The sequence below is a fragment of the Aquimarina sediminis genome (assembly GCF_002895435.1).
In the GTDB taxonomy this organism is placed as follows: Bacteria; Bacteroidota; Bacteroidia; order Flavobacteriales; family Flavobacteriaceae; genus Aquimarina; species Aquimarina sediminis.
This window is the reverse complement of sequence record NZ_POYJ01000013.1, coordinates 138,869-160,328: the sequence shown is the minus strand read 5'-3', so window position 1 is coordinate 160,328 and position 21,460 is coordinate 138,869. Positions and strand designations below refer to the sequence as shown.

The following is a 21,460-nucleotide window of genomic DNA, read 5'->3' as shown; positions in this document are numbered from 1 at the left end:
GAAGTATTAACCAAAAATATATTAATCATCAAAATTTTGTATGCCGGTTGTTTAATAAATTCTAATCTAAGTTTTTTAATTTATTGGCAACATACAACTAAATGTACTTCCGACTCCTAATTCACTTTTTGCGGATAATTCTCCTTGATTTTGTTCTACAAGTTCTTTACATAATATTAGCCCGATACCAGTACCTACTTCTCCTGATGTTCCTTTTTTTGTAGAAATATTACTATCGTCAAAAAGAGAATTTAAGGATTCTTCATCCATACCAACTCCTGTATCCGTAATGGAAACTACGATAGAATTTATTGTTCTCTCGCTACTTACGGTAATTTTGCCTCCTTGCGGAGTAAATTTAATTGCGTTGGCAAGCAAATTTCGAATTACAAATGAGATCATATTTTGGTCAGTTTGCGCAATCATATGATCCTCAATTGTATTATAAACATCTAAAGATTTTGTCGTCGTTCTTTCATGAAATAAGCTAAACACTTCTTGTACCACATCATGAATATTTACGTCGGTTGTATTTGTTTTTTCATTTACCAATTGAGATTTTGCCCACTGCAAAAGATTATCCATTAGAGATTGCACACCATTAACTTCTGTTTTTACAGTAGTAACATAGCTTTTTAGTTCATTTTCATCCAACTCTATTTCTTCATCACTAAATATTTCTAACAATCCATCCAAAGTTGCCAAAGGGGCTCGTACATCATGAGAAATAATAGAGAAGATTTTATCTTTAAGCTTGTTCAGTTTTAGTAATTCTTCGTGTTGCTTAGAAATCAGCAGTGCTTGATTTGCTATTTCTTCTCCATTCTTTTTAATTTTTAGGTAAGCATTTTGGAGTTTTAGAGTTGCACTAACTCTTGCCATAAATTCTAACTTATCAAAAGGTTTTTTTAAATAATCATGTACCCCTGCATCAAAGCTTTCTTTCATGGAATCTGCATCTACCTTTATGGCAGAGATCATGATAAAGGGGATATCTTTTGTAGCATTAGAACTTTTTAAAGCTTTCAAAAATTCTAGCCCATCCATTTCTGGCATTCCCCAATCAGATAAAATTAAATCCGGGGAAACCTTTTCTACCAAATCCAGGGCTATCTTTCCATTAGGGGCTGAGTATATTTTACTTCCTAATCCCATTTCTTTTAGTAATAAACTCACAAACCTTATATTTTCTGGTTGATCATCAACGACTAATATCGAGTATTCCATAGGCATATTTTATTTGGGGTTAATCGCAATTTCTTTTAGATATAAAAAAGCGTTTTTATCAAAATTGGTGAGTGCCTCCATCATCATATCTTTCCATTTTTTGATATTATTGGTTTCTCGTGGAGTTAAATCATCAAAAACATCTAACCACCCACCCATTTCGTATATTGTCAATATATTAATTTTTTCGGTAACCGAATTCAACAAATTAAAATCATTCTCATCCAATCTTAAATCGTAAAGAGGGTTCTTATAGCCCATTTTTTTATATGGAATATGGGCAACGATACTATCTTTTAATCTTGGAAGGGTGAAAAAAAATGAGCTCCCTTTATTGATTTCTGACCTTACGCTTATTTCACATTCATGTGCTTCTATCGCCATTTTACAAAATGAAAGGCCTAGCCCAGTAGATCGCGCTACTCCAGAATCTCTTACCTCTATTTGCGAGAATTTATTAAATATGGTAGTTAATAAATGTTCTGGCATGCCTACCCCATTATCTTTTATACAAACAGTGATTTTATCGGCATGTTTACTTTCTACCTTAGCTAAGATTTCTATTTTAGTATCGGGCTTAGAAAATTTAATAGCATTGGTTAATAGATTTACAAAAACCCGTTCTATTATATTTCTATCAACATTTACATTATACCCTGGGTTAATAGTATTGTCTACTTGTATTCGTTTATCGATTGCTAATAAATCTATTTGATTCATTCCCTCTAAGGCTATGTTTTTAAGATTATAATTACCAATATTAAGTTGTAGATCAGTGCTCTCAAACTTTTGCACTTCTAGCATGTTCTCTATCAAGTTAAGCATCATTTTACCTGATTTATTTATGCTTTTTAAATTAGAATTAGTAGAAGTTTCAGTAGAGTACCCAAGAATTGTAACTAAAGGATTTTTAAGATCATGAGCTAACATACCCGTAAACTCATCCTTGAAATTCTCCAATTTCTTTAATTCCTGATATGCCTTTTCTGTTCGATCCTTTTCTATGCCTAAAGCTTTATTTTTTTCCTGTATTGTTTTTGTCCTCTTATCTACTATTTTTTCAAGTAATTTATTTCGTTCTTCTATTCTATTTATTTTAAAACGATAGTAAGAATAACCAATTAATAGAGATGTCAGAATTATAAAAGTTCTAAAATACCATGCCATATACCAGGGTGTAGGAACGTATAAAGAGATATTTACATATTTTTTATTCCAAACTTCACTACTATTGGTAGATTTGACTCTTAGTTCATATTTTCCTGGGTTTAGGTTTTCAAATTCTAAGTATCGATTTTTATCCATAAATCGCCAATCTTTATCTCTTCCTATTAATTGGTATGAATATCTAATTTTATTGGTTTTATCAGGATTTACAGCGGCATATTCAAAAATAGCTCGGCTTTCATACGGGACTTCTAACCTGTCGGGGATTATGTTATAGATACTATCTTCTATTTTAATATGAGTAAACATTACCTTAGGAAAGGTTGTTACCGAGGGCATTTCTTCTGGATTAAAATAGGTAACTCCATTTTTACCTCCAAAATACAGCATTCCGTTTTTTCTTTTGGCATAGGCTTCGAGGTTATAATCATCACTTCCTAATCCATCGATCATGGTATAATTAACAAAGGTCTCTTTATTAGGGGTAAAGTACGAAAGCCCAGTATTAGAACTAATCCAATATCCTCCTTTTTTATCCTGTAACATCCCCATTGTTGAATTGTTGGATAATCCGTCTTTTTCGGTATAGTTTACAAACTTTTTTTCGGTATAATAAAACTTATTGATCCCTCCTCCTAATGTCGTTATCCAGAAAAAATCACTTTCTGGTTCGTCATAAATATGTAATGTTTTATGATTATTAAGACTGTATTCTACATCTACATTAGGCAAAAATCTTTCGAATTGCTTAGTTTCTTTGTTATATGCATTTAGACCTCCTCCATAAGTACAGATCCATATTATTCCTTTTTTATCCTGATAAAAAGAGGTTATATGGTCATCACTAATGGAATATTTATTTTTTCGATCATGAATGATTGATCGAAAATCATCTGTTTCTTGTTGGTAAATATTAATTCCTCCACCATATGTTCCTATCCATAATTCTCCATCAACATCTTCAAAAATAGCGGTTATGATGTTATGGTTTAGACTATTTTTATTTGTAGTTGAAGGTATATATCTTTTAAAAACTCCAGTGTCTTTATTGAATTTATTTAGACCCCCACCCCATGTACCTATCCACATTGTATTGCTTCTATCTTCATAAATTGCCCTAACCCAATTATGGCTTATAGTTGTAATATCATTTTTATCGTGCTTGTAATGTTTATACTTATTTGTTTTGGGATTGTATCTATTTAACCCACCGCCGTAAGTACCAAACCAAAGAATATCATCTTGATCCAAATACATACTGTAGACGTTATTGTTGCTTAGTGTATTCTCTATTTTAGGATTGTTTTTTAACACCTGAAAAGGACTCTGTATCACTTTGTCAAATCCTTTTGTATAAAAACCTACATATAATACCCCATTAGCACCACAATAAATGCTGCTAACATCATTATCATATAATGAATTTGTATCATAAGGATCATTAGTATAATTATAAAACCTATCTTCAGTATATGAGTAATAAGAAAGTCCTTTGGTAGCACTCCCAATCCATAAGATCCCTTTACCATCACTAACAATCGTTTTTATCTTATCATCTGCCTTATAATTATACTTTTCTGCCTCTTTTTTATAATACGTAAGCGAATCGGTATTGATATTGTACTTTACCAACCCTTGTATATCAGTTCCTATCCAAACATTTCCTTGCTGATCAGAATTTAAACACCAAATCGTCCTACTGTTTAGTTTTTTTGAAGTCAGAAAACTAACACTTGTTGTTCTGTCGGGAGTTATTTTAAAAAGCCCTAAGTTTTCGGTTGCTACCCATAGATTGCCTTTTAAATCTTCGGTAACAGCACTTATCTTGGCTGTTTCAGGAATTTCTTTCACTTTATAAAACACCTCTTTATCTTTGGAGAATATATATAACCCTTCTCCTTCAGATCCTATATAAAATCGTCCTTTTTCATCTTCAAACAGCGCTTTTACGGCTAGGGTTCCTATGGATTTATTATTTTCTCTTATAAAGTAATTCGTAAAATTATCTTCTGCAATATTATACTTACTTAGTCCCTTTTTTGTACCAAACCACAGTGTCTTATCCCTATTTTCTATAATTGTCCAAACTGAATTATCTGCAATTGATGTATCTTCACCAAATTCATTTATATATGAAGTAAATTGATATCCATCAAATTTATTAATTCCTCCAAAATTTGCTATCCATACATAATCATGAGAATCTTGAAATATAAAATTTACACTACTTTGATTGAGACCGTCTTGTTTTCCATAATGTGTAAATTTTCTAGAGCGTTTTTGAGCAGAAACGAAAAAATGAAATAGTAAAACAACAACTATAAAAAATAGTTTTCTGTTAAATGTAAAGTCGTATAAATATCTTTTTTCTTGCATTATCTCCCTCTAATAAAAGCTTTACAATCAACACAATAATTTTTAATTCTACAAAAAAAGAGGGTCAAAAAAACAGCTATGTATCGTTAAACTAAAAAAAATGACGATAATAACTCCATTGTGATAAATAATAAGGAGAAAATAATACTTTCGATAAACAATGTAGGTTAATAAGTCTTTGAAGAACTTATAAGTTCTGAAAACCTATAAGGCTTCTAAATATTAATCAAATTCTATGTAGAATTGTTCTTATACCATTTACACTTTGAATTTACCGCAATAAAACTCTCTTTTATGGTAAATTCAAAGTGTAAATGGCATTATTAATTTAATCAAAACTAGTGGAGATTGTTTTTGATTTTCATCTGTGTACGATGCAACTTTAACATTGGTTGAAGGCTGTTAACAATAATGATTTTTAATCCTGATACGAAGAAAAATTGTATCACCATTAGCACATCGCTCTTAATTCTTCGTACATTGGGTCTTGCTCAATCATTCGTAGTAATTGATTTTTGGCTTCAAATTTCTTTTTTCTAGTATATCCTTCTGAATATCCAGTGATTTTTGAAATCTCTTTCATTGACCTCCCTTCTAAGAAAAGATACAATACTTTCTTATTATCTGGACTCAGTCTCTGAAAGTGTTTTTTATAGAGGTGTTCTCGCTCTTGATTTTCGATATTTGCTATTACGGGATCATTAGTTCCTTGGTCAAAACAATCTTGCTTCTCATCAATCATCATTTTTTGTTTTCTCCTTAATCGATTTCTCCATAGGTTTTTACAAATCCCAAAAAAGTATGTCTTTACAGGTACCTTTAATTCTAAAAGACCTGACCCCAGCTTTTGATATAATAGCATTAAAGCATCCTGAAAGACATCCTCAACATCTTCAGGGTTTCCACAATTGTGAAGTATATATCCCTGAATATATCGTATATTTTCTTTGTAAAAACAATTTAGTATCTGCTCATCCCCATCAATGATTCCTGTTATGATTACTCTATCTTTATGTATCATTATAGTTAGTTTGTATCTTTTCAGGTTTAGAGTAAGCTCCTTGTCATATATCCCTTACATGCTTTTACGGTACAAACATAAATCGCCTGCGGCAGATGTCATTACAGATATCTGTAATGTGGTGTCTTTTTTTTTCAAAAAAAAAGTGAATTGTGTTGTTTTTAGTGGGGTTTAGCGAGGTTAAATAAAAGTGTAATTTTTTTAAAAAATCTCTTGACTCTATGAAACACCCGAAAACAAAAAGTCATAATTATCCATTTATACCTGTTATACTTTGGAATTACTGTAAAAGTTAAATGGATGCTATTATTCAAAATTGGGCAATATGAAGTGCTTTATCTCCCCGATATACTATTCAGCATCTTATAAATCGTCCCGAAAAACCCAGTACAACATCCAGAGTTCTGGAAAACGTCTCGGAAAATCCAGCACAAAATTCAGTTGGCAATAATCATTCTAAATAAAATGGTTTTATACCCTAAATTACTTTGCTAAACTGTAATTTTAAAAGCATACGAACAAGTATGTATTGAACTGTCACACTTAGATTTTGAAGACATTAGAAAACATGAATTTGAAAGGACAGGCTCTGTGTGACAACGTGTTTTTTATTTATTTTTTTGATGTCATCCTGAGCTTGTCGAAGGGAGTTTAACCTTTCATTTTTTAATTGAACTTCGACAGGATCGGACTGACAATTATACCAGTCCCAGATCTTTTACGATGGCTACCAAATGGGTTGTGTTTTTTGCTTTGAAGTCATCAAAAAGCTTACTTACCCTTTTATCAATAGCGCTTTCACTGTTTGGAGATATTTTTCGTTTTTTTAGCTTAATCCGAATTTCTTTTTTAGTAAACCCCTGTGATAATTCTTCTAATAATATGATATCCAAATCATCCAGGTGAATCATCGTATTTGTAGCCAAATTATTAGTTAATTCTGGTGGTTGTACGATATTTCCTTGATATACACCATCTACACAGGCTATTAATTCTTTTACTGCATGTTGCCCTTTGCAAACATAACCGTTGATTTTAAGATTGTCGAATAGCATCTTGATTTTATCCTGTCTGTTTTCTTGAGAATATACAATGACTTTAATATCGGGCTGAATGCTCCTGATATCTTTTATCAGTTCTATACCAGAGGTTCGGGTTTGTATTTTATGATCTTCTCTAAAAGAAAGGTCGGTAATTAATAATTCGAACATTTCCTGATCATTATGTGCCTTTCGGAATTTTAAATAGGCATCATCACAATATTTTGCTTCTTCAACATTGTGAATTCCGATCCTTTCATTCAATATTTTTATAATGCCTTGATTGGCAATCTCGTAATCTTCTGCTACCAATACTTTAGTAAACATCTGGCTGACTTTTTAATTAGGAATTTGTATTTCGGCTTTGAAGCCTTTGTCTTTATCGGAGTCAAAGATAAGGGTTCCTCGTATAGCATGAATACGCTTTTCTGTATTGCGCAGTCCATTTTTGGATTTTAGATGTTCTTCTGTTACTCCGACTCCATTATCAGAGTATTTGATAGTCAGGGTATCTTTGGGGTTAGAAAACACTAACTTTACCAGACTGGCTTTGCTGTGTTTTTGCATATTGGTCATTAATTCTTGCAGTACTCGGTATACGGTTATTTTTACCGTTTTATCCATCTGTCCCCAATTAATTTTATCAAAACCTATGGCAATTAACTGTATTTCATTTTGGGTATAGTTTTGCAGCATATTGCTTAATTCTTCGGGATAAGTATCTCCGATTTCGAATTCATTGTTTTCACGAGATATATCACGTGCTTTGACATAGGCTTTATTCAATTTTTCCTTAATCTGAGGATCATGAGGATCATTTTGATATTGCATCATAGCATGAAAAATATCATTACCCAGCTCATCGTGTAGCCTCTTGGCAATACGGGTTTCTGTTTCATAACTGGCTTGAAACTGCCCTATTTTATTTTGATGGTTGAGATAACGCATCTGTTGTCTAAAAAAGTAAACTATAAACCCAATACCAGTAAGCAATAGTAATATCCCAAGCAGGTATATTACATTCTGATTACGCACTTCTGATATTTTCCTGTTTTTCTTTTCGTTTTCTTTTAGCAGACTTTCATTTTCGAACCGGGTAGGTGCGTAGATCTCTCGTGTTTTTTTACGTAGCTGCATCAATTTAAGACTAGCATCCTTAAACCGCTGATGATCTTCTAATGAATCTGGATTTAACTCGGTGATCAGGGTTAATACTTCTAGTAATGCTTCGTAGTCTTTAAAATCTTTTATACTGTTGTAAGCTTCATATGCATAACGTTTTGCTTTGTTAATGTCTTTATTTTTATAATATTTGGATAGATGTATGTTACTATTAAATATACCTAAAACATCTTTTTCTTGTTTTCTTATTCGAAAAGCATCCATTAATAAAGTCTCACTTTCTTTGTTATTTGGATTTTCTTTAAACTTTATATACCCCAGATTATTAAGAATTCTAGAATACTCGATCATGTTTTTTAGAACATATTTGTCTTTGGTTAGAGAATCAAGAATCTTAATACTTTCAATGAATTTTTTTTGTTCTGCTAAAATAATTGCTCTCGTATTTTTAAAAAGAGGTAAATTCTTAATCCCAATCTGTTTTAGAGTTATTGAATCTTTAGTTAAATCAAACACTTTATTGTTCCAAACCATAGCTTTTGTATAATTACCCAATTCAAGAAAAGAGATAGATATACCATGATATAAACCAGACACAGTCCTATACTCAGTGGAATTTTCTAAATACTTTAGTCCATCTGTAGCTGTAGTTTTACTAGCATTATGATCTCCTAATGTCCTTTGAACACTTGACATTGCCATAAGACATCTCCCCGCATTGATACTATCATTTAGATTTCTTAGTACCTTAAATGATTGATTATAGAATTTAAAAGCTTCTAAATAATTGTCATTTTTTTTATAGAAATAACCAATTTTATAGTAAGCTTTTCCTAAATTAATACTATCTGAATTTTCTTTGGATAGTTTGACCATCAAGTGAACTTGTTCGATTGCCTTTTTATGATGACCGTATTTAAATAAAATATTTGATTTTTTCTTAAGTCCATTAAAGACTAATGAATCTAAATCTAAACTATTTGCTCCCTTTATAAAATTATCAATTGCTTCTATTTTGTCAGCTTCTGAATAATCTTGTTGAGAAGCTACATTTAGATATCTATTTAAAGAATCAATCTTTTTCTCTAATTCTATTGAAAGAGTATTTGACTTTATATCTCTTTGGCAGGAATAGCTTAGTGTTAAGAACAAAATACTAAAAAAAAAGAGGGACGTAAACGTATATTGTTTCATCCCTCAAAAATACTAAATTAAATTATTTGCGTTTAATTTAATTCGCCTCCTTCATCTATTTCTCCATTATTCCCATTCGTACATAACACTTCAGTATGTAGAGTTTCGTTTTCAGCGACGCTATCATCTGGTGTACAAGAGATAAGATTAGCACATAGGAGTAAAGCCAATACGAATATAAATTTTAAGTTTTTCATTGTTGTTAAGTTTTTTTGTTTTCCAAAGTTTAGGGTACGCCCATAGGTGTCAACCCCAGATCGGTATGTTGTTACATACCCGTTACCTATGGGAACTCGTCGATTGGTTCGGGAAAGTGTCATCTTATACAGTCGCGATACCCTACTTTCCCCTTTTGGGTAGCAGCGAGCTGTATTAGGATGTATTGATGGGTCAGTTTTACTATTTTCTACAAGATTTGTAGTCCAAACCAAATCATTTGTTGGCATGAATACAGTTAGACTATTGATGTATAACACTACATGGCACAATGAGTAATTTTCTCAGAACCTTTGTAGCGATCTACAGCATGCAAATCGTATAGAAATAATATTGGTTGGCTGGTAACCTTACTTGTTCAGTTATGCAATCAGGCTATAATAGATTGATACATAGTAGATAATCGATGATTGTTCTTTGATTACTTATCCTTATTAGCATTTGCTAATCCAGGTGAAGCACTGTTTTAACTAAAATCTATATTTTCTTACTATTTTCAATGTTTGACCAAAAGGTCAAATTATATCACTTACAACCCTTTTCTAAAGCTTATGAGATACAAGCTTTATGAGAAGTATAACTGAATGTAATCACATTCTCATTCGGCTTTTTGTATATAAAGCGAAACATGGTTTCCAGTCTTTTGTAGCCTATGATATCAGTTATCATTTCTTGAAGAGGATTAACAACCCAAGTGTATAATCCCATCTCAAGGATGCTTCCGAAAGCATTAGCTACCAGGTCATTTTTTACCTTGCGCTCCTTGTTATAAAATTGATTATACTTCATTGTTTTATCTTTTTGTTGTTAATTGTCCTGCAAATATCTGGTAGTGGTACGCAATGTTTTTACGTAGTAGAATTTATTTTTTACCAGACCATTGTACAAATGACTTATATTTTGTTTTGGTTGATACACAAATATCAAAATTTTCTTTTGAATTTGCAATAATTCTTGAATTTATTTTATTGATTATCAAATAGTTACATATTTTTTTAAACACAAGAATCTCTGCCCGTTTTGCAACAGATTTTGTATCATTTGGTAATCGCCTATTTCTCTGACAATTACTCCTCAAATACTATTCCTTATATGTTAATTAGTATTAATCATTAGTTAAAAAAAATTTAATTACCATTTCATGTTTCTATATTCTTTGATGTGAGTCTTTCTAACCAGACTAATGTTTTTTGGTTTACTATTTCTCAAAATGATTCAATAAAAAAAGCGTCCAATTTCTTGGACGCTTACTATTTTATATTCGCTTTTATAATTTATATCATTCCAAAAAATGATTAAAATAGTAATATACCGTCCTTGTCATAGGTTTTTCTATAATCCATCTAGTATTAGACTGATTAAACCTAGAATTTGATACGATATGTGCTCTATTTTGTTTCATATATTTACACTATTGTTTTAGATGTCATATAGAACTCATCAAACAATCATTCTTTTATTCATAAAAAATCTTGTGTATGACTCGTTTTATATCGTTCTTTTAATATAATGATTTTTGTCATGTTTTCCAAATTCTTATTGGCGTACCTTAGCCTCTTGAAGTAACTTATACTCATAACCATTTGAATTTATCAAAACACAAAATCAGATGTCAAAAAAGGTATATTTTACTAAAAATCAACATTATACCTTAGTACTGGTCGACTTCGTTTTCTTTTGTTGATAACCGTGTTGAGAACCTTATGTTAAAGACCAAAAAACCTCTTCAAAATTATAAGATCTTTGCTTTTATTTAGAACAATTCTAATTAAGGGAAGTATGGAAATAACACAAATTATTAAGAGAGATTTTAGCATCAAATCATTTTATTTAGACAAAATTACGGATGCCGTAATGAAAGCAATGAACGCTGTAAACAAGGGTACATTTGCCGATGCACAAAGAATTGCCGTAGCGGTATCTAATATATTGCTTGAGCGTAAAAGTATAGATAAGCAGTATATCCCTACTGTAGAAGAAGTACAAGATATTGTTGAAACCCAATTAATGGAAAGCAAATTTTCTGAAGTTGCCAAAGCATATATCTTATATCGTAATAAAAGAGCGCAGCACAGAAAGACTGATATTTTTGAAAAACGTATTAATCTAAAACCATATGAGTATCCCCAGCTGTATGAATATGTACCCGCGATAAGACATTCGTACTGGATTCATACCGAATTTAATTTTACCAGTGATATTCAGGATTTTAAATCACGTTTGTCTTTGACAGAGCAAAGTGCTATAAAAAATACGATGCTGGCAATTTCTCAGATCGAAGTAGCCGTAAAATCATTTTGGGGAGATTTGTATCATAGAATGCCAAAACCCGAAATAGGAGCTGTAGGATCCACCTTTGCAGAGAGTGAAGTACGACATGCAGATGCATACTCACATCTCCTTGAGATATTGGGACTTAACGAAGAATTTAAAGAACTTAAGAAGAAGCCTACTATTATGAAGCGCGTTCAGTATCTCGAAACTGCGCTTCGCAATGCTAAAAGTAGCGATGATAAGGAGTACGCAGAGTCTGTATTGCTTTTTTCGCTCTTTATAGAACATGTATCTCTGTTTTCTCAATTCTTGATCATAATGGCTTTTAATAAGCATAAAAATATGCTTAAAGGCATCTCTAATGTAGTAGAAGCAACTTCTAAAGAAGAACAAATTCATGGCGATTTTGGGATCGATCTCATTAAGATTTTACAAAAAGAACACCCAGAGTGGTTTACACCAGAATATCATCAAACGATTCAGGAATTATGCGAGCAAGCCTATGAAGCAGAATGTACACTTGTAGATTGGATTTTTGAAAACGGAGAACTAGAATTTTTGCCAAAAGTAGTTATCAATGAGTTTATAAAAAACAGATTTAATAACTCATTAGAAAGTATCGGTATTGGCAAAATATTTGACATTGACAAAAAGCTAGTTACTCAAACCGAATGGTTTGATGATGAAATTATAGGCACAAAACATGGAGATTTTTTCGTGAAACGATCTATTAACTACAGCAAAAGAACACAAAGTATAACAAGCGACGACCTCTTCTAAATTATGCAAAAAGAAACTATAATTACCCCAAAAAAAACGAATCCTTCACAAGATTTAGTAGATATACGAAAAGAGACGCTATCAAACGTAAACCCCTCTGGTCAGAATGCTTTTGAATGGTTAAATGAAAACAGTAGAAAGTTTCTGGAAACTGGCTACTTAGCTAAGGGGATTTCTCCTGAAGAGCGTATCCAAGAAATCGCCAATCGAGCAGAGGACATTCTACAAATACCTGGATATGCAGCCAAGTTTAATCACTATATGTCGTTAGGTTATTTTTCGTTAGCCTCTCCCGTATGGTCCAACTTTGGAAAAGAGTGCGGATTACCGATTAGTTGTTTTGGATCACATGTTGATGATGATATTGGAAATATCCTTTATACCCAATCTGAAGTGGGAATGATGTCTAAATTAGGCGGTGGTACTTCTGGATATTTTGGAAAGATAAGGCATCGCGGAGCACCTATAAAGAATAATGGCGAGGCTTCGGGTGCGGTACATATCATGAGGCTTTTCGAATCTATGGTAGATGTAGTAAGTCAGGGGTCGGTACGTCGTGGGCGTTTTTCTCCTTACCTACCTATTGAGCATCCAGATATTATGGAATTCTTAGAGATTGGTACAGAAGGAAATACTATTCAGGAATTAACTCATGGTGTTACTGTTACCAATACATGGATGCAAGAAATGATAGATGGTGATGTAGATAAAAGAACGATATGGGCACGTGTATTACAGCGAAGAGGAGAAATGGGATATCCATATATCTTCTTTACGGATAACGCTAATAATGGTGCAGCAGACGTATATCAGGATAAAAATCATCCTATTTACGCCAGTAATTTATGTACCGAAATTATGTTGCCTTCTAATGATAACTGGTCGTTTGTATGCGTATTATCAAGCTTAAACCTTCTTCATTATGATCAATGGAAAGATACCGACGCTGTAGAAACTATGGTGTATTTTCTGGATGCTGTTATCACAGAATTTATTGAAAAATTAGAAATATACCGAGATTCTGCAAATAGAGAGGATAGACAAACTTTTCTATTTATGGAGCGTGCTTATAATTTTGCCAAAGAAAATAGAGCCCTGGGTCTAGGGGTCTTGGGGTGGCATTCGTTATTGCAATCAAAAATGTTAGCTTTTGACAGCCAGGAAGCTTATAATTTAAACAGTGAGATTTTTAAAGTTATACAAGAACGCTCTTATGCGGCTTCAGAACAACTAGCCAAACGTTTTGGAGAACCAGAAATTCTCAAAGGGTATGGCAGACGAAACACCACATTAAATGCAATTGCACCAACAACCTCATCAGCTTTTATTTTGGGGCAAGTATCGCAAGGTATTGAACCTATATGGTCCAATATCTATGTAAAAGATATTGCCAAAATCAAAACCACTATAAAAAACCCCTTCTTGGTAAAACTATTACAACAAAAAGGAATGGATACCTCTGAAGTTTGGCTGGATATACGTAATAGAGATGGTTCAGTACAACATCTTGATTTTCTGACAGAAGAAGAAAAAGAAGTATTTAAAACCTATTCAGAAATTGACCAACTGGATATTATCTATCAAGCTGCCAATAGGCAAAATCATATAGATCAAGGTCAATCGGTAAATATAATTGTACACCCGGATATGCCAACTAAGGATATTAATAAAATTCATATTACCGCATGGAAACTTGGGTTAAAATCTCTGTACTATCAACATAGTATGAATGCTGCTCAAAAATTCAAGCAAAAGAAAGATTGTGCAAGCTGTGAAGGATAGCAACCCTGCTACAGTAGCTTAGGTGTACTATATATTGATAAAAAATATAGAGGTGCCCCATGAGGCACCTCTATCCTAGCAATCATTTCCCCAATTTTGATGCAACACTTACTTACTTTTTTCTCGATTGCAGGGGGACTATTTGTCAAAAAAACAAAAAATAAACTCTTTTAATCATCCCACCTTTATTGTAAAAGGCTAGGTCGTTTTAATCCTATTGTAAAAAATAAACCATAGCCATAGATATGGTTTATTCATTTTAAAAAACAGAAAGAACAAAGGGTTATATTCTAATAAATTCAGGGGAGAACGAACAGTATTAAACTAGTGAGCTATCAACATTAATACTATTCTTTATTTATTAAATACTGATAATCTTCAAAAGCAATTTTACCTCCAAAAATCTTAATTGATTTAGTGATCACCTTTTTTGCTTTTTCTGATGAACATCCTAGACCTATTGCATATTTATGAATCAATTTCATTTCTTTTTCGTCAATAACATTATCGGCAAAGATCATTCTAAAAAGATCATATAAATACTGTAGTCTTCCTTCTTTAGAACTTGGTGGATTTATAGGATAATTTGAAGGATTGCGCAGTACCTCTGTAAAATGTTTTTCGCTAATATTAAGCTTATACGCAAATTTATTAAGAAGTCTTTTTTCTTCTTCATTAGATTGACCACCAGTACAAGCAATATTGGCAATAGCTGCAAATTGCGCTATGTTGTTTTTTTGTACTCCTGACTGGTAAAATTCTGAAATAGACATGTGTGAATGTTTTAGAGGGTTTATCATTATGACACACTATTTCAAAAAGGGTCACTTCTTTTTTAAAATTTTATGTAAATTATTTTCAATGCCATACTTTTTAGCACTATTTACCATCAAAAACTCAACAGTTATTCTTTCAAAAACAAAGTAGTATAGTAGCAAGTTATTTTAATTTATTGAAAGAATAAAATATCAGTATCTACTTTAATTTAGTATAGTGAGATTCAATCAACGTTAGTGGTACATCTCCATGTTCAAGTATTTTTTTATGAAATCGCTTATATTCAAAATCTGGATTCTTCTTAGCTTTATTTAGCAACTTCAAAAACATTTTGGCTCCATATTTATAAGAAATAACCTGGGCTGGCCAGCGTTTCATTCTGGCAATTTCACGAACTCCAATATCATCTTGGTTTTTTATATATTTCTTCCAAAAATCCAAAGCTTTTTTATCAGACCACCCATAATAATTGATAGCAACGTCCAGAGATACTCTTACAGACCGAATTAAATCCCATTCCCACTTTCCATACTCATCATATATAGTCTCATATACTCCTAAAACATCACCCAAATACTCTACATAAGCTCCCCAACCCTCTGCAAAACCAGGGTACCAAAATAAATTTTGTATTTCGGTCCTATTGATACTATTATTCACCATAAACTGGTAGTGATGTCCTGGTATAGCCTCATGAGCATAAAACCACCCTAGCTGTCTCTTATTAAAAGGTTTATCAAAAAAATTGTAATAAAACGTACCATTACTATAGTATGCAGGGACTTGAGAAAGAGATGCATTTGTTCCTCTACCAATTTTTATCTCTGGTATTTTATCTATGTAAGGAAAAATACTTGCAGCTTTTATTCTTACTATCTTTTTAATTTTCTCAAATTCTCTTTGTACGTCCTCTGGAACATCCAAAAAGAATTGATCTTTATTTAAATGATCCTCAAAAACCATTTCGGATAGCCCAGATTTTTTTTGAAGCCGTTTCATATTAGATTTAACTTTTTCAATTTCCTTTAAACCAAATTGAAACATATCATCAGGTGATACATCTTTGTCTACCCATCTTTTTAATAAATACACATACCAAAGCTTACCATCTGGAAGAGCGATGATACTTTTTGAATCATCTAATGCTACAGGAGTCCATTTTTTTTCTAATGCTATTCGTTCTAAATGTAACATCGTTTCATAGTCAAGTATTTGAAAATTAATTTTTTGACTACCAATCAATGATGAAGTATCAATTTTGCTTAGGTTTTCTTTTAAGTTTTCGAAAAAACGCTCTTGCTTTTTGATGTTTTCTTTGTCTCCAATTCTATTTAGTGTCGACACATAACTTATCTGTAAACCAGGTATATTTAGAGTTGGGTAATGTTTTAAAAACTCTTTTTCTATTTTACTAAAATTATGATTTTGCGACAGACAACTCGTATGAACCATACATCCAATTAGTAAAGTAATAAGCTTTAAGTTTGTCATAATGTTGATTCTTTTGAGCTGAGTTTTGGTTTTATTTGATACTAGTTTGTTTTCAAAACAAGTTAACTTTTCTGCTTTTACGGTTATACTCTGTTCAATTTATTATCCCTTAATTTCTTGCAAATTATCATCAAACTTTTTTCTTTCGACCATTTTTCCTTCAATATCATACAGAAACTTCATAACTGCAAATTTTGCTCTAGGGTGTAATACCAGATTTCCTTCTGAATCTAAAAATTGCATACTCTCAATTCGTCTTCCATCTTTGCTATACTCTCGTTTAACATGCTGTATTGTTTTTCCTTCAATATCAAGAATTTTAACTTCTATCTGGTTTCCATATTGATCATAGGTGTTTAAAACTCTCGCCACTCCTGTTGGCATTGCTTTGCTCCTTCCTGCAACACCAAACCCTCTTAATTCTACTTTGTTTCCGCGTGTATCATATAAGTGTTCTCCTATAGCAAACTCGGGTGCGTTACCTTCTACGGGCTTTAAATCTTTGTCGAATACCATCCAGCGCGAAAAATTCCCTTCTTGATCATATACAATACGATCCATACCTGCTTTCATAGAATTGTTTATCCTATTTCCATTCTCATCCAGATGGTGAACAAAATCTAATAAATCATCATTTCCATACTCCAATCTTACTTTGTAGAAAGTAAAATTAGGGCGAATGGGTTGAGGTTCATTTTTTAGATTAAAACGTTTTTCAATAACATTGCCTTCTCCCATATCTGTCCACTGATAGCTATGGATATTCCAGGCATTTTCAGAAGGTTTATTATTCTTATCATAAAATTTGACAGAAATGCGGTTACCTTTTGTATCTAAATCAAAAACTGCTTTATACATTTTTCCATGAACTTCTGTTCTCTCATCTAAGCGATTGTAATAGTATCTTATTTCTTGATTTTTGGTATACTCAATGGTCATTTTTGATGAGAACCAAATAAAACTATCCCAGTTATCATTTTGATTTATGATATAATCCCCGAGACGGTGAGATACTTCTACCAATCTATCTTTATCATCATAAACAAACCTATAATGTGTTTCTTTATCTGATGTGGCTTTATCTATTGGGTGTATCCCTCTAACATCAGAATATGGAGTTTCTCTAAATACCAGATGACGATAATATTCTTTTTTTTGCGCAAGTAAACTTGTTATTGCACATAAAAAAAGTACTGTATATCTTACATTGTTTTTATGTGTTTTAGCTTTCATAATTCAACTTTGTTTTTATTGATTCATCACTGCTTTAAAATAATCAAGAGAGGCTGGCTCAAAAATCATTTTATTTTCCTTTTTGTTAAAGTATCCCATAGACACCAAGCCAACCAGATTTCCTTGATTGTCTGTTACCGGACCTCCACTACATCCATTATACGTTCCTTTTGGGACATCTAGCCTGAGGTTTTTATCTTTAGTTAGACCTATAAATTTGCCTTCTATTCTGACTGGAACTTCACTTTTGTACGGATACCCAAAAAAGGAAACTTTTTCTCCTATTTTTAGAGCTTTTTTTCTTAGATTATATATAGCAATGCCTTTGGGGATTGCACCAACCACTTCAAAAATCAACCAATCTCCTTTTGGCGGCATTGCTAATAACTCTTTTGGATTTTCATTAATTAATGTACCTGTAGATATACTATTTGCTTTATTCTTTTTAGAAGTAAATGACCATGATTTCAAATCATTTCCAAAACTTATCGTTTTCATACTATCTGTTTTAGCAAAAAACAGAACATGCTTAGCCGTGCAAGCGTACACTTTGTTATCATATCTCAATAAAAACCCGCTTCCTGCATGCGCATTATCAAATTTTGAATTCTTGAATTTAACATTGCTGACCAGTACCGAATCAATTTGGGCAAAGGTCATAGAAAATGTAAAAAATGAGATCAATGATAATAGTTGTAAACTGTGTTTTGTCATTTTTAAAAGGTATGTGAATATCATAAGTGGTAAATTTTCATATCGCAAATTCATTAGTGTATAATACGTTTAGCTTAGTTTACTCTGCTTTTGCCTTAGCTTTTATCCAATCGATAGTAATCTGAGCTACTTCCTGGTTATAATTCTTTGCAGCATGCTGTCTGTAGGTTCCATTTTGTAGAGCATTTACATTTTCTTGCATCGAATTAAACCTTACAAAACCATGTTCGGTTTTGTTGACAAGCTTATAGGTCGCCTTAGTTTTATCTTTTACAAGTGCTACAATACCCTTTGCTCCGGTATCATCTATTGCCTGAATATCAAACTCGCCATGCATTGCTAATACGTTAGTGTTTATATTTCGCCATGCTTCTGGTATATCTACCTCACATAAAGTCTGCCAATATGCAATACTTCTACCGATATAACTTCCTCTTTCTAATTCGGCAAATTGAGATCCCAAGTAGTTTTTATAATCGTTATTAGCGGCTAAATCCTTTGCAGGCATTTTATTGACAATCATATCTTCTAAAAATGGCAGTCCTATTTTATTATTTTCACTTATTTGAGACTGAGGGGTGTTAAATATTTTTGGTTGAAGGGTGTATAGGTCTTTCATATAATCATACCACGGTTTTGAAATCGTACCGTAGGTTATAATTCCTTTAGGACTCTTGACTTCATTGAGTAATGGAGCTATGATTCCACCCATAGAATGACCAAATAAAAATATATTATCTGTATCCACTGCTTGCGAATTTAACAGTGCTTTATATCCTTCTTTAAAAGCAATGACTTCTTGTGTAAAATTTCCATCATTACAATTAATTTTACTCTGACTATCACCAACGCCTGGTTTTTCTATTCGATATACCGAAAAACCAGCATCAACCCAATCACGAATTAGTTTTAAGGATGCATGTTGCGAAGAAAATGGAAACTCGAAGGAACCACAAGTATACCCTTGCAGATAAAAAACCACTGGTGTATTCTTCTTACCTTTTGGTGTATATAAAATAGAGCGAAGAATATTATCCCTATACTTTACCTGCCCGTATGTAATATTTGCTTTTTCATATTTTTCTTTTGGTCTGGCAATGCCTTTGCCTGTTCTAATAATAGTTTTTCCATTAAAAACATATTCAATTGTTATAGAATCATCGGCTCTAAAATCCTCAAGTGCATTAAATACATCCGGAATGGTCTTTATTTGCACTCCGTTTAGCTTTTTTAATACTGCTCCTCTTTTCATTCCTAAATTTTCTACAGTACTCCCAGCTAGGACATCACTTATATATAATCCTGTATTACTCTTCAACTTGAGTGTTGTTATTAAACTATCATTTAAAGGTTGCATCATTATTCCTAATGATGATTTTCTCTTTAACTCTTGCCCATTTAGATTACTTGAAAACGTAACTAAAACTATAAACAGAAATAATTGTATTGCTGATAAACATCTTCTAATCATACTAAAAAAAATCAATTAATAAATATGAAGCAAACCTAGCTTTATAGCAGGTTCCTGTCGTCCGAATACCTGTAATAACAGAAATCAGAACTTGTTTTTAACGTTATTTAACAAGGTTTAGAGGGAAAATAAATATCTAAAAAACAAAAAAGAAGATTTAATTATTTATCCGTATTTGGAGGTAATATGTGTTTTTCTGTAGGATGAAGGTGTCTCTCCTACCATATTTTTAAAGACGGTATTAAAGACGGATTTACTATTAAATCCTGCTTCATACAATATTGATAATATAGTAACATCCTGATCAGTGTTTTCTAACAATTTTTTGGCTTCTTCTATACGGTACGAGTTAATGTAATCATAGAAATTGCCTCCATAAAACGTATGTATCAAAGTTGATGTGTTTCGTGCAGATATCTCTAAAGTATTAGAAAGGTCTACAATCTTGAGATCGGCATTTTTAAAAAGTTTCTTTTCATAGACAAGATCACAAAGTTTATCATAATTCGTTTTTGTAATTACACAATTTACAACAGATTTGGCAAGCTTAGGTACTACAGAATTGTAAAAATATTCTGGATTACTAAACAACATAAACAAAGTAATGTTGGACAATAAGATCAGTAATAAAACTCCTATAAGTAAAAAAAAGTGAGATATATCTGGGTACTGACTGGTTAATGAACTACTTAAAAAAACCAGCCAAATAAGTAAAAACGTAGTTACTATTACCTTAGACCATTTTGATATCTTGGTGAACTTTTTTGAGGATAATTTACTTCTGTTTAAAACCCAAAGCGAAGCTATTGTATATCCTATTATTTGTACAAAATATAAACTCTCGAATATATTTCTTACCTGTACAACTTTTTGAAATATATCATTCTCTTCTCTATATTGTAAAAAGAAAACCGTAAGTATATTCAATACAACGAATATAAAAAATGGAACAAGATGTATTTTATAGTCTTTTAAAGAAAGGCGTCCTTTAATAATACTTAAAGCAAAAAGATATAAAAAGGGTGCATAAAAAAACAAAAATGAATTGAGAATCACTCCTAACTCAAAAACATTAGGGTAATCAGCAAAAGTATCCCCTACAATCAAATTATTACTGAGTAAGGTCATGCCTTTTCCAAACAAAAAGAATGAGAATAAATAAATGGTTGTATCCAATTTTTTTCTATTGTACCAGATAAATCCTGTAGTAAGCAAAAAATTAAAAACAGCGATAAGTTTTAAAATCTCCAACATTTCTTGTCTATGATAAGAGCACAATATCGCAATAATTTAATATTCACATATAGAATTGGTTGTAAAATTTATGCTAATGTTTTTTTGATTATGCTACTCTATCTTTTAAATAAAATAATGCTAATTAATATCATTATTCTCTTTTTTTAAAAAATATGATCTCTAAATTTTTAAATATGCAAATTATATTACACTACTGCATAAACATAGAATCATACTCTAAAAAAGAGTATGATTCTATGCATCCAAAATTCTTACTAAACGGATCTATTTAACAATTAAAAAACCTAGTATCTAATGACTATGATTTATAATTTATAA

Annotated in this window: 15 protein-coding genes; 2 read left to right on the top strand and 13 right to left on the bottom strand. The window is 31.8% G+C overall.

Annotation, left to right across the window (positions count from 1 at the left end):
* Positions 1 to 75: 75 nt before the first annotated feature.
* The 7 genes from C1X07_RS21600 to C1X07_RS21570 all read right to left on the bottom strand — a co-directional run bounded on the left by C1X07_RS21600 (position 76) and on the right by C1X07_RS21570 (position 10,152).
* The gene (locus C1X07_RS21600; RefSeq protein WP_164914224.1) at positions 76 to 1,227 is read right to left on the bottom strand and encodes a hybrid sensor histidine kinase/response regulator; all 1,152 of its coding nucleotides are present in this window, start codon (positions 1,225 to 1,227) and stop codon (positions 76 to 78) included.
* 9 nt (positions 1,228 to 1,236) lie between these two features.
* Entirely contained in the window at positions 1,237 to 4,770 is a 3,534-nt protein-coding gene (locus tag C1X07_RS21595; RefSeq protein WP_103072120.1) for a sensor histidine kinase, read from the bottom strand.
* A 451-nt stretch (positions 4,771 to 5,221) separates the two neighbouring features.
* On the bottom strand, positions 5,222 to 5,791 hold the full coding sequence (locus tag C1X07_RS21590) for an RNA polymerase sigma factor (protein WP_103072119.1): 570 nt from the start codon (positions 5,789 to 5,791) through the stop codon (positions 5,222 to 5,224).
* Positions 5,792 to 6,489: 698 nt separating this feature from the next.
* Positions 6,490 to 7,158 carry a response regulator transcription factor gene (locus C1X07_RS21585; RefSeq protein WP_103072118.1) on the bottom strand — a complete coding sequence of 223 codons (669 nt, stop codon included), beginning with the start codon at positions 7,156 to 7,158 and terminating at the stop codon, positions 6,490 to 6,492.
* A gap of 12 nt (positions 7,159 to 7,170) precedes the next feature.
* Positions 7,171 to 9,147 carry a tetratricopeptide repeat-containing sensor histidine kinase gene (locus C1X07_RS21580; RefSeq protein ID WP_103072117.1) on the bottom strand — a complete coding sequence of 659 codons (1,977 nt, stop codon included), beginning with the start codon at positions 9,145 to 9,147 and terminating at the stop codon, positions 7,171 to 7,173.
* Between the two features lie 32 nt (positions 9,148 to 9,179).
* Positions 9,180 to 9,593 (bottom strand): hypothetical protein, encoded by a 414-nt coding sequence (locus C1X07_RS21575; protein WP_103072116.1) that lies wholly within the window; start codon positions 9,591 to 9,593, stop codon positions 9,180 to 9,182.
* A gap of 319 nt (positions 9,594 to 9,912) precedes the next feature.
* Positions 9,913 to 10,152 carry a hypothetical protein gene (locus C1X07_RS21570; RefSeq protein ID WP_103072115.1) on the bottom strand — a complete coding sequence of 80 codons (240 nt, stop codon included), beginning with the start codon at positions 10,150 to 10,152 and terminating at the stop codon, positions 9,913 to 9,915.
* 990 nt (positions 10,153 to 11,142) lie between these two features.
* On the opposite strand from C1X07_RS21570, the gene C1X07_RS21565 reads away from it, so the two are divergent.
* The gene (locus tag C1X07_RS21565) at positions 11,143 to 12,417 is read left to right on the top strand and encodes a ribonucleotide-diphosphate reductase subunit beta (RefSeq protein ID WP_103072114.1); all 1,275 of its coding nucleotides are present in this window, start codon (positions 11,143 to 11,145) and stop codon (positions 12,415 to 12,417) included.
* A 3-nt stretch (positions 12,418 to 12,420) separates the two neighbouring features.
* Positions 12,421 to 14,199: a ribonucleoside-diphosphate reductase subunit alpha gene (locus tag C1X07_RS21560; protein ID WP_103072113.1), complete on the top strand. Its 1,779-nt coding sequence runs from the start codon at positions 12,421 to 12,423 to the stop codon at positions 14,197 to 14,199.
* A gap of 347 nt (positions 14,200 to 14,546) precedes the next feature.
* On the opposite strand, the gene C1X07_RS21555 is transcribed toward C1X07_RS21560, so the two are convergent.
* The 6 genes from C1X07_RS21555 to C1X07_RS21530 form a co-directional block, all read right to left on the bottom strand.
* Positions 14,547 to 14,972 carry a TerB family tellurite resistance protein gene (locus C1X07_RS21555; RefSeq protein ID WP_103072138.1) on the bottom strand — a complete coding sequence of 142 codons (426 nt, stop codon included), beginning with the start codon at positions 14,970 to 14,972 and terminating at the stop codon, positions 14,547 to 14,549.
* A gap of 202 nt (positions 14,973 to 15,174) precedes the next feature.
* Entirely contained in the window at positions 15,175 to 16,467 is a 1,293-nt protein-coding gene (locus tag C1X07_RS21550) for a DUF885 domain-containing protein (RefSeq protein WP_103072112.1), read from the bottom strand.
* A 102-nt stretch (positions 16,468 to 16,569) separates the two neighbouring features.
* Complete coding sequence (locus C1X07_RS21545) at positions 16,570 to 17,700, bottom strand: hypothetical protein (protein WP_103072111.1); 1,131 nt, start codon at positions 17,698 to 17,700, stop codon at positions 16,570 to 16,572.
* 15 nt (positions 17,701 to 17,715) lie between these two features.
* On the bottom strand, positions 17,716 to 18,414 hold the full coding sequence (locus C1X07_RS21540) for a trypsin-like peptidase domain-containing protein (protein ID WP_164914223.1): 699 nt from the start codon (positions 18,412 to 18,414) through the stop codon (positions 17,716 to 17,718).
* A 79-nt stretch (positions 18,415 to 18,493) separates the two neighbouring features.
* A complete protein-coding gene (locus tag C1X07_RS21535) occupies positions 18,494 to 19,885 on the bottom strand; it encodes a serine aminopeptidase domain-containing protein (protein ID WP_103072109.1) in 1,392 nt (463 codons plus the stop codon).
* Positions 19,886 to 20,050: 165 nt separating this feature from the next.
* Positions 20,051 to 21,139 (bottom strand): helix-turn-helix transcriptional regulator, encoded by a 1,089-nt coding sequence (locus tag C1X07_RS21530; RefSeq protein ID WP_103072108.1) that lies wholly within the window; start codon positions 21,137 to 21,139, stop codon positions 20,051 to 20,053.
* Positions 21,140 to 21,460: the final 321 nt, after the last annotated feature.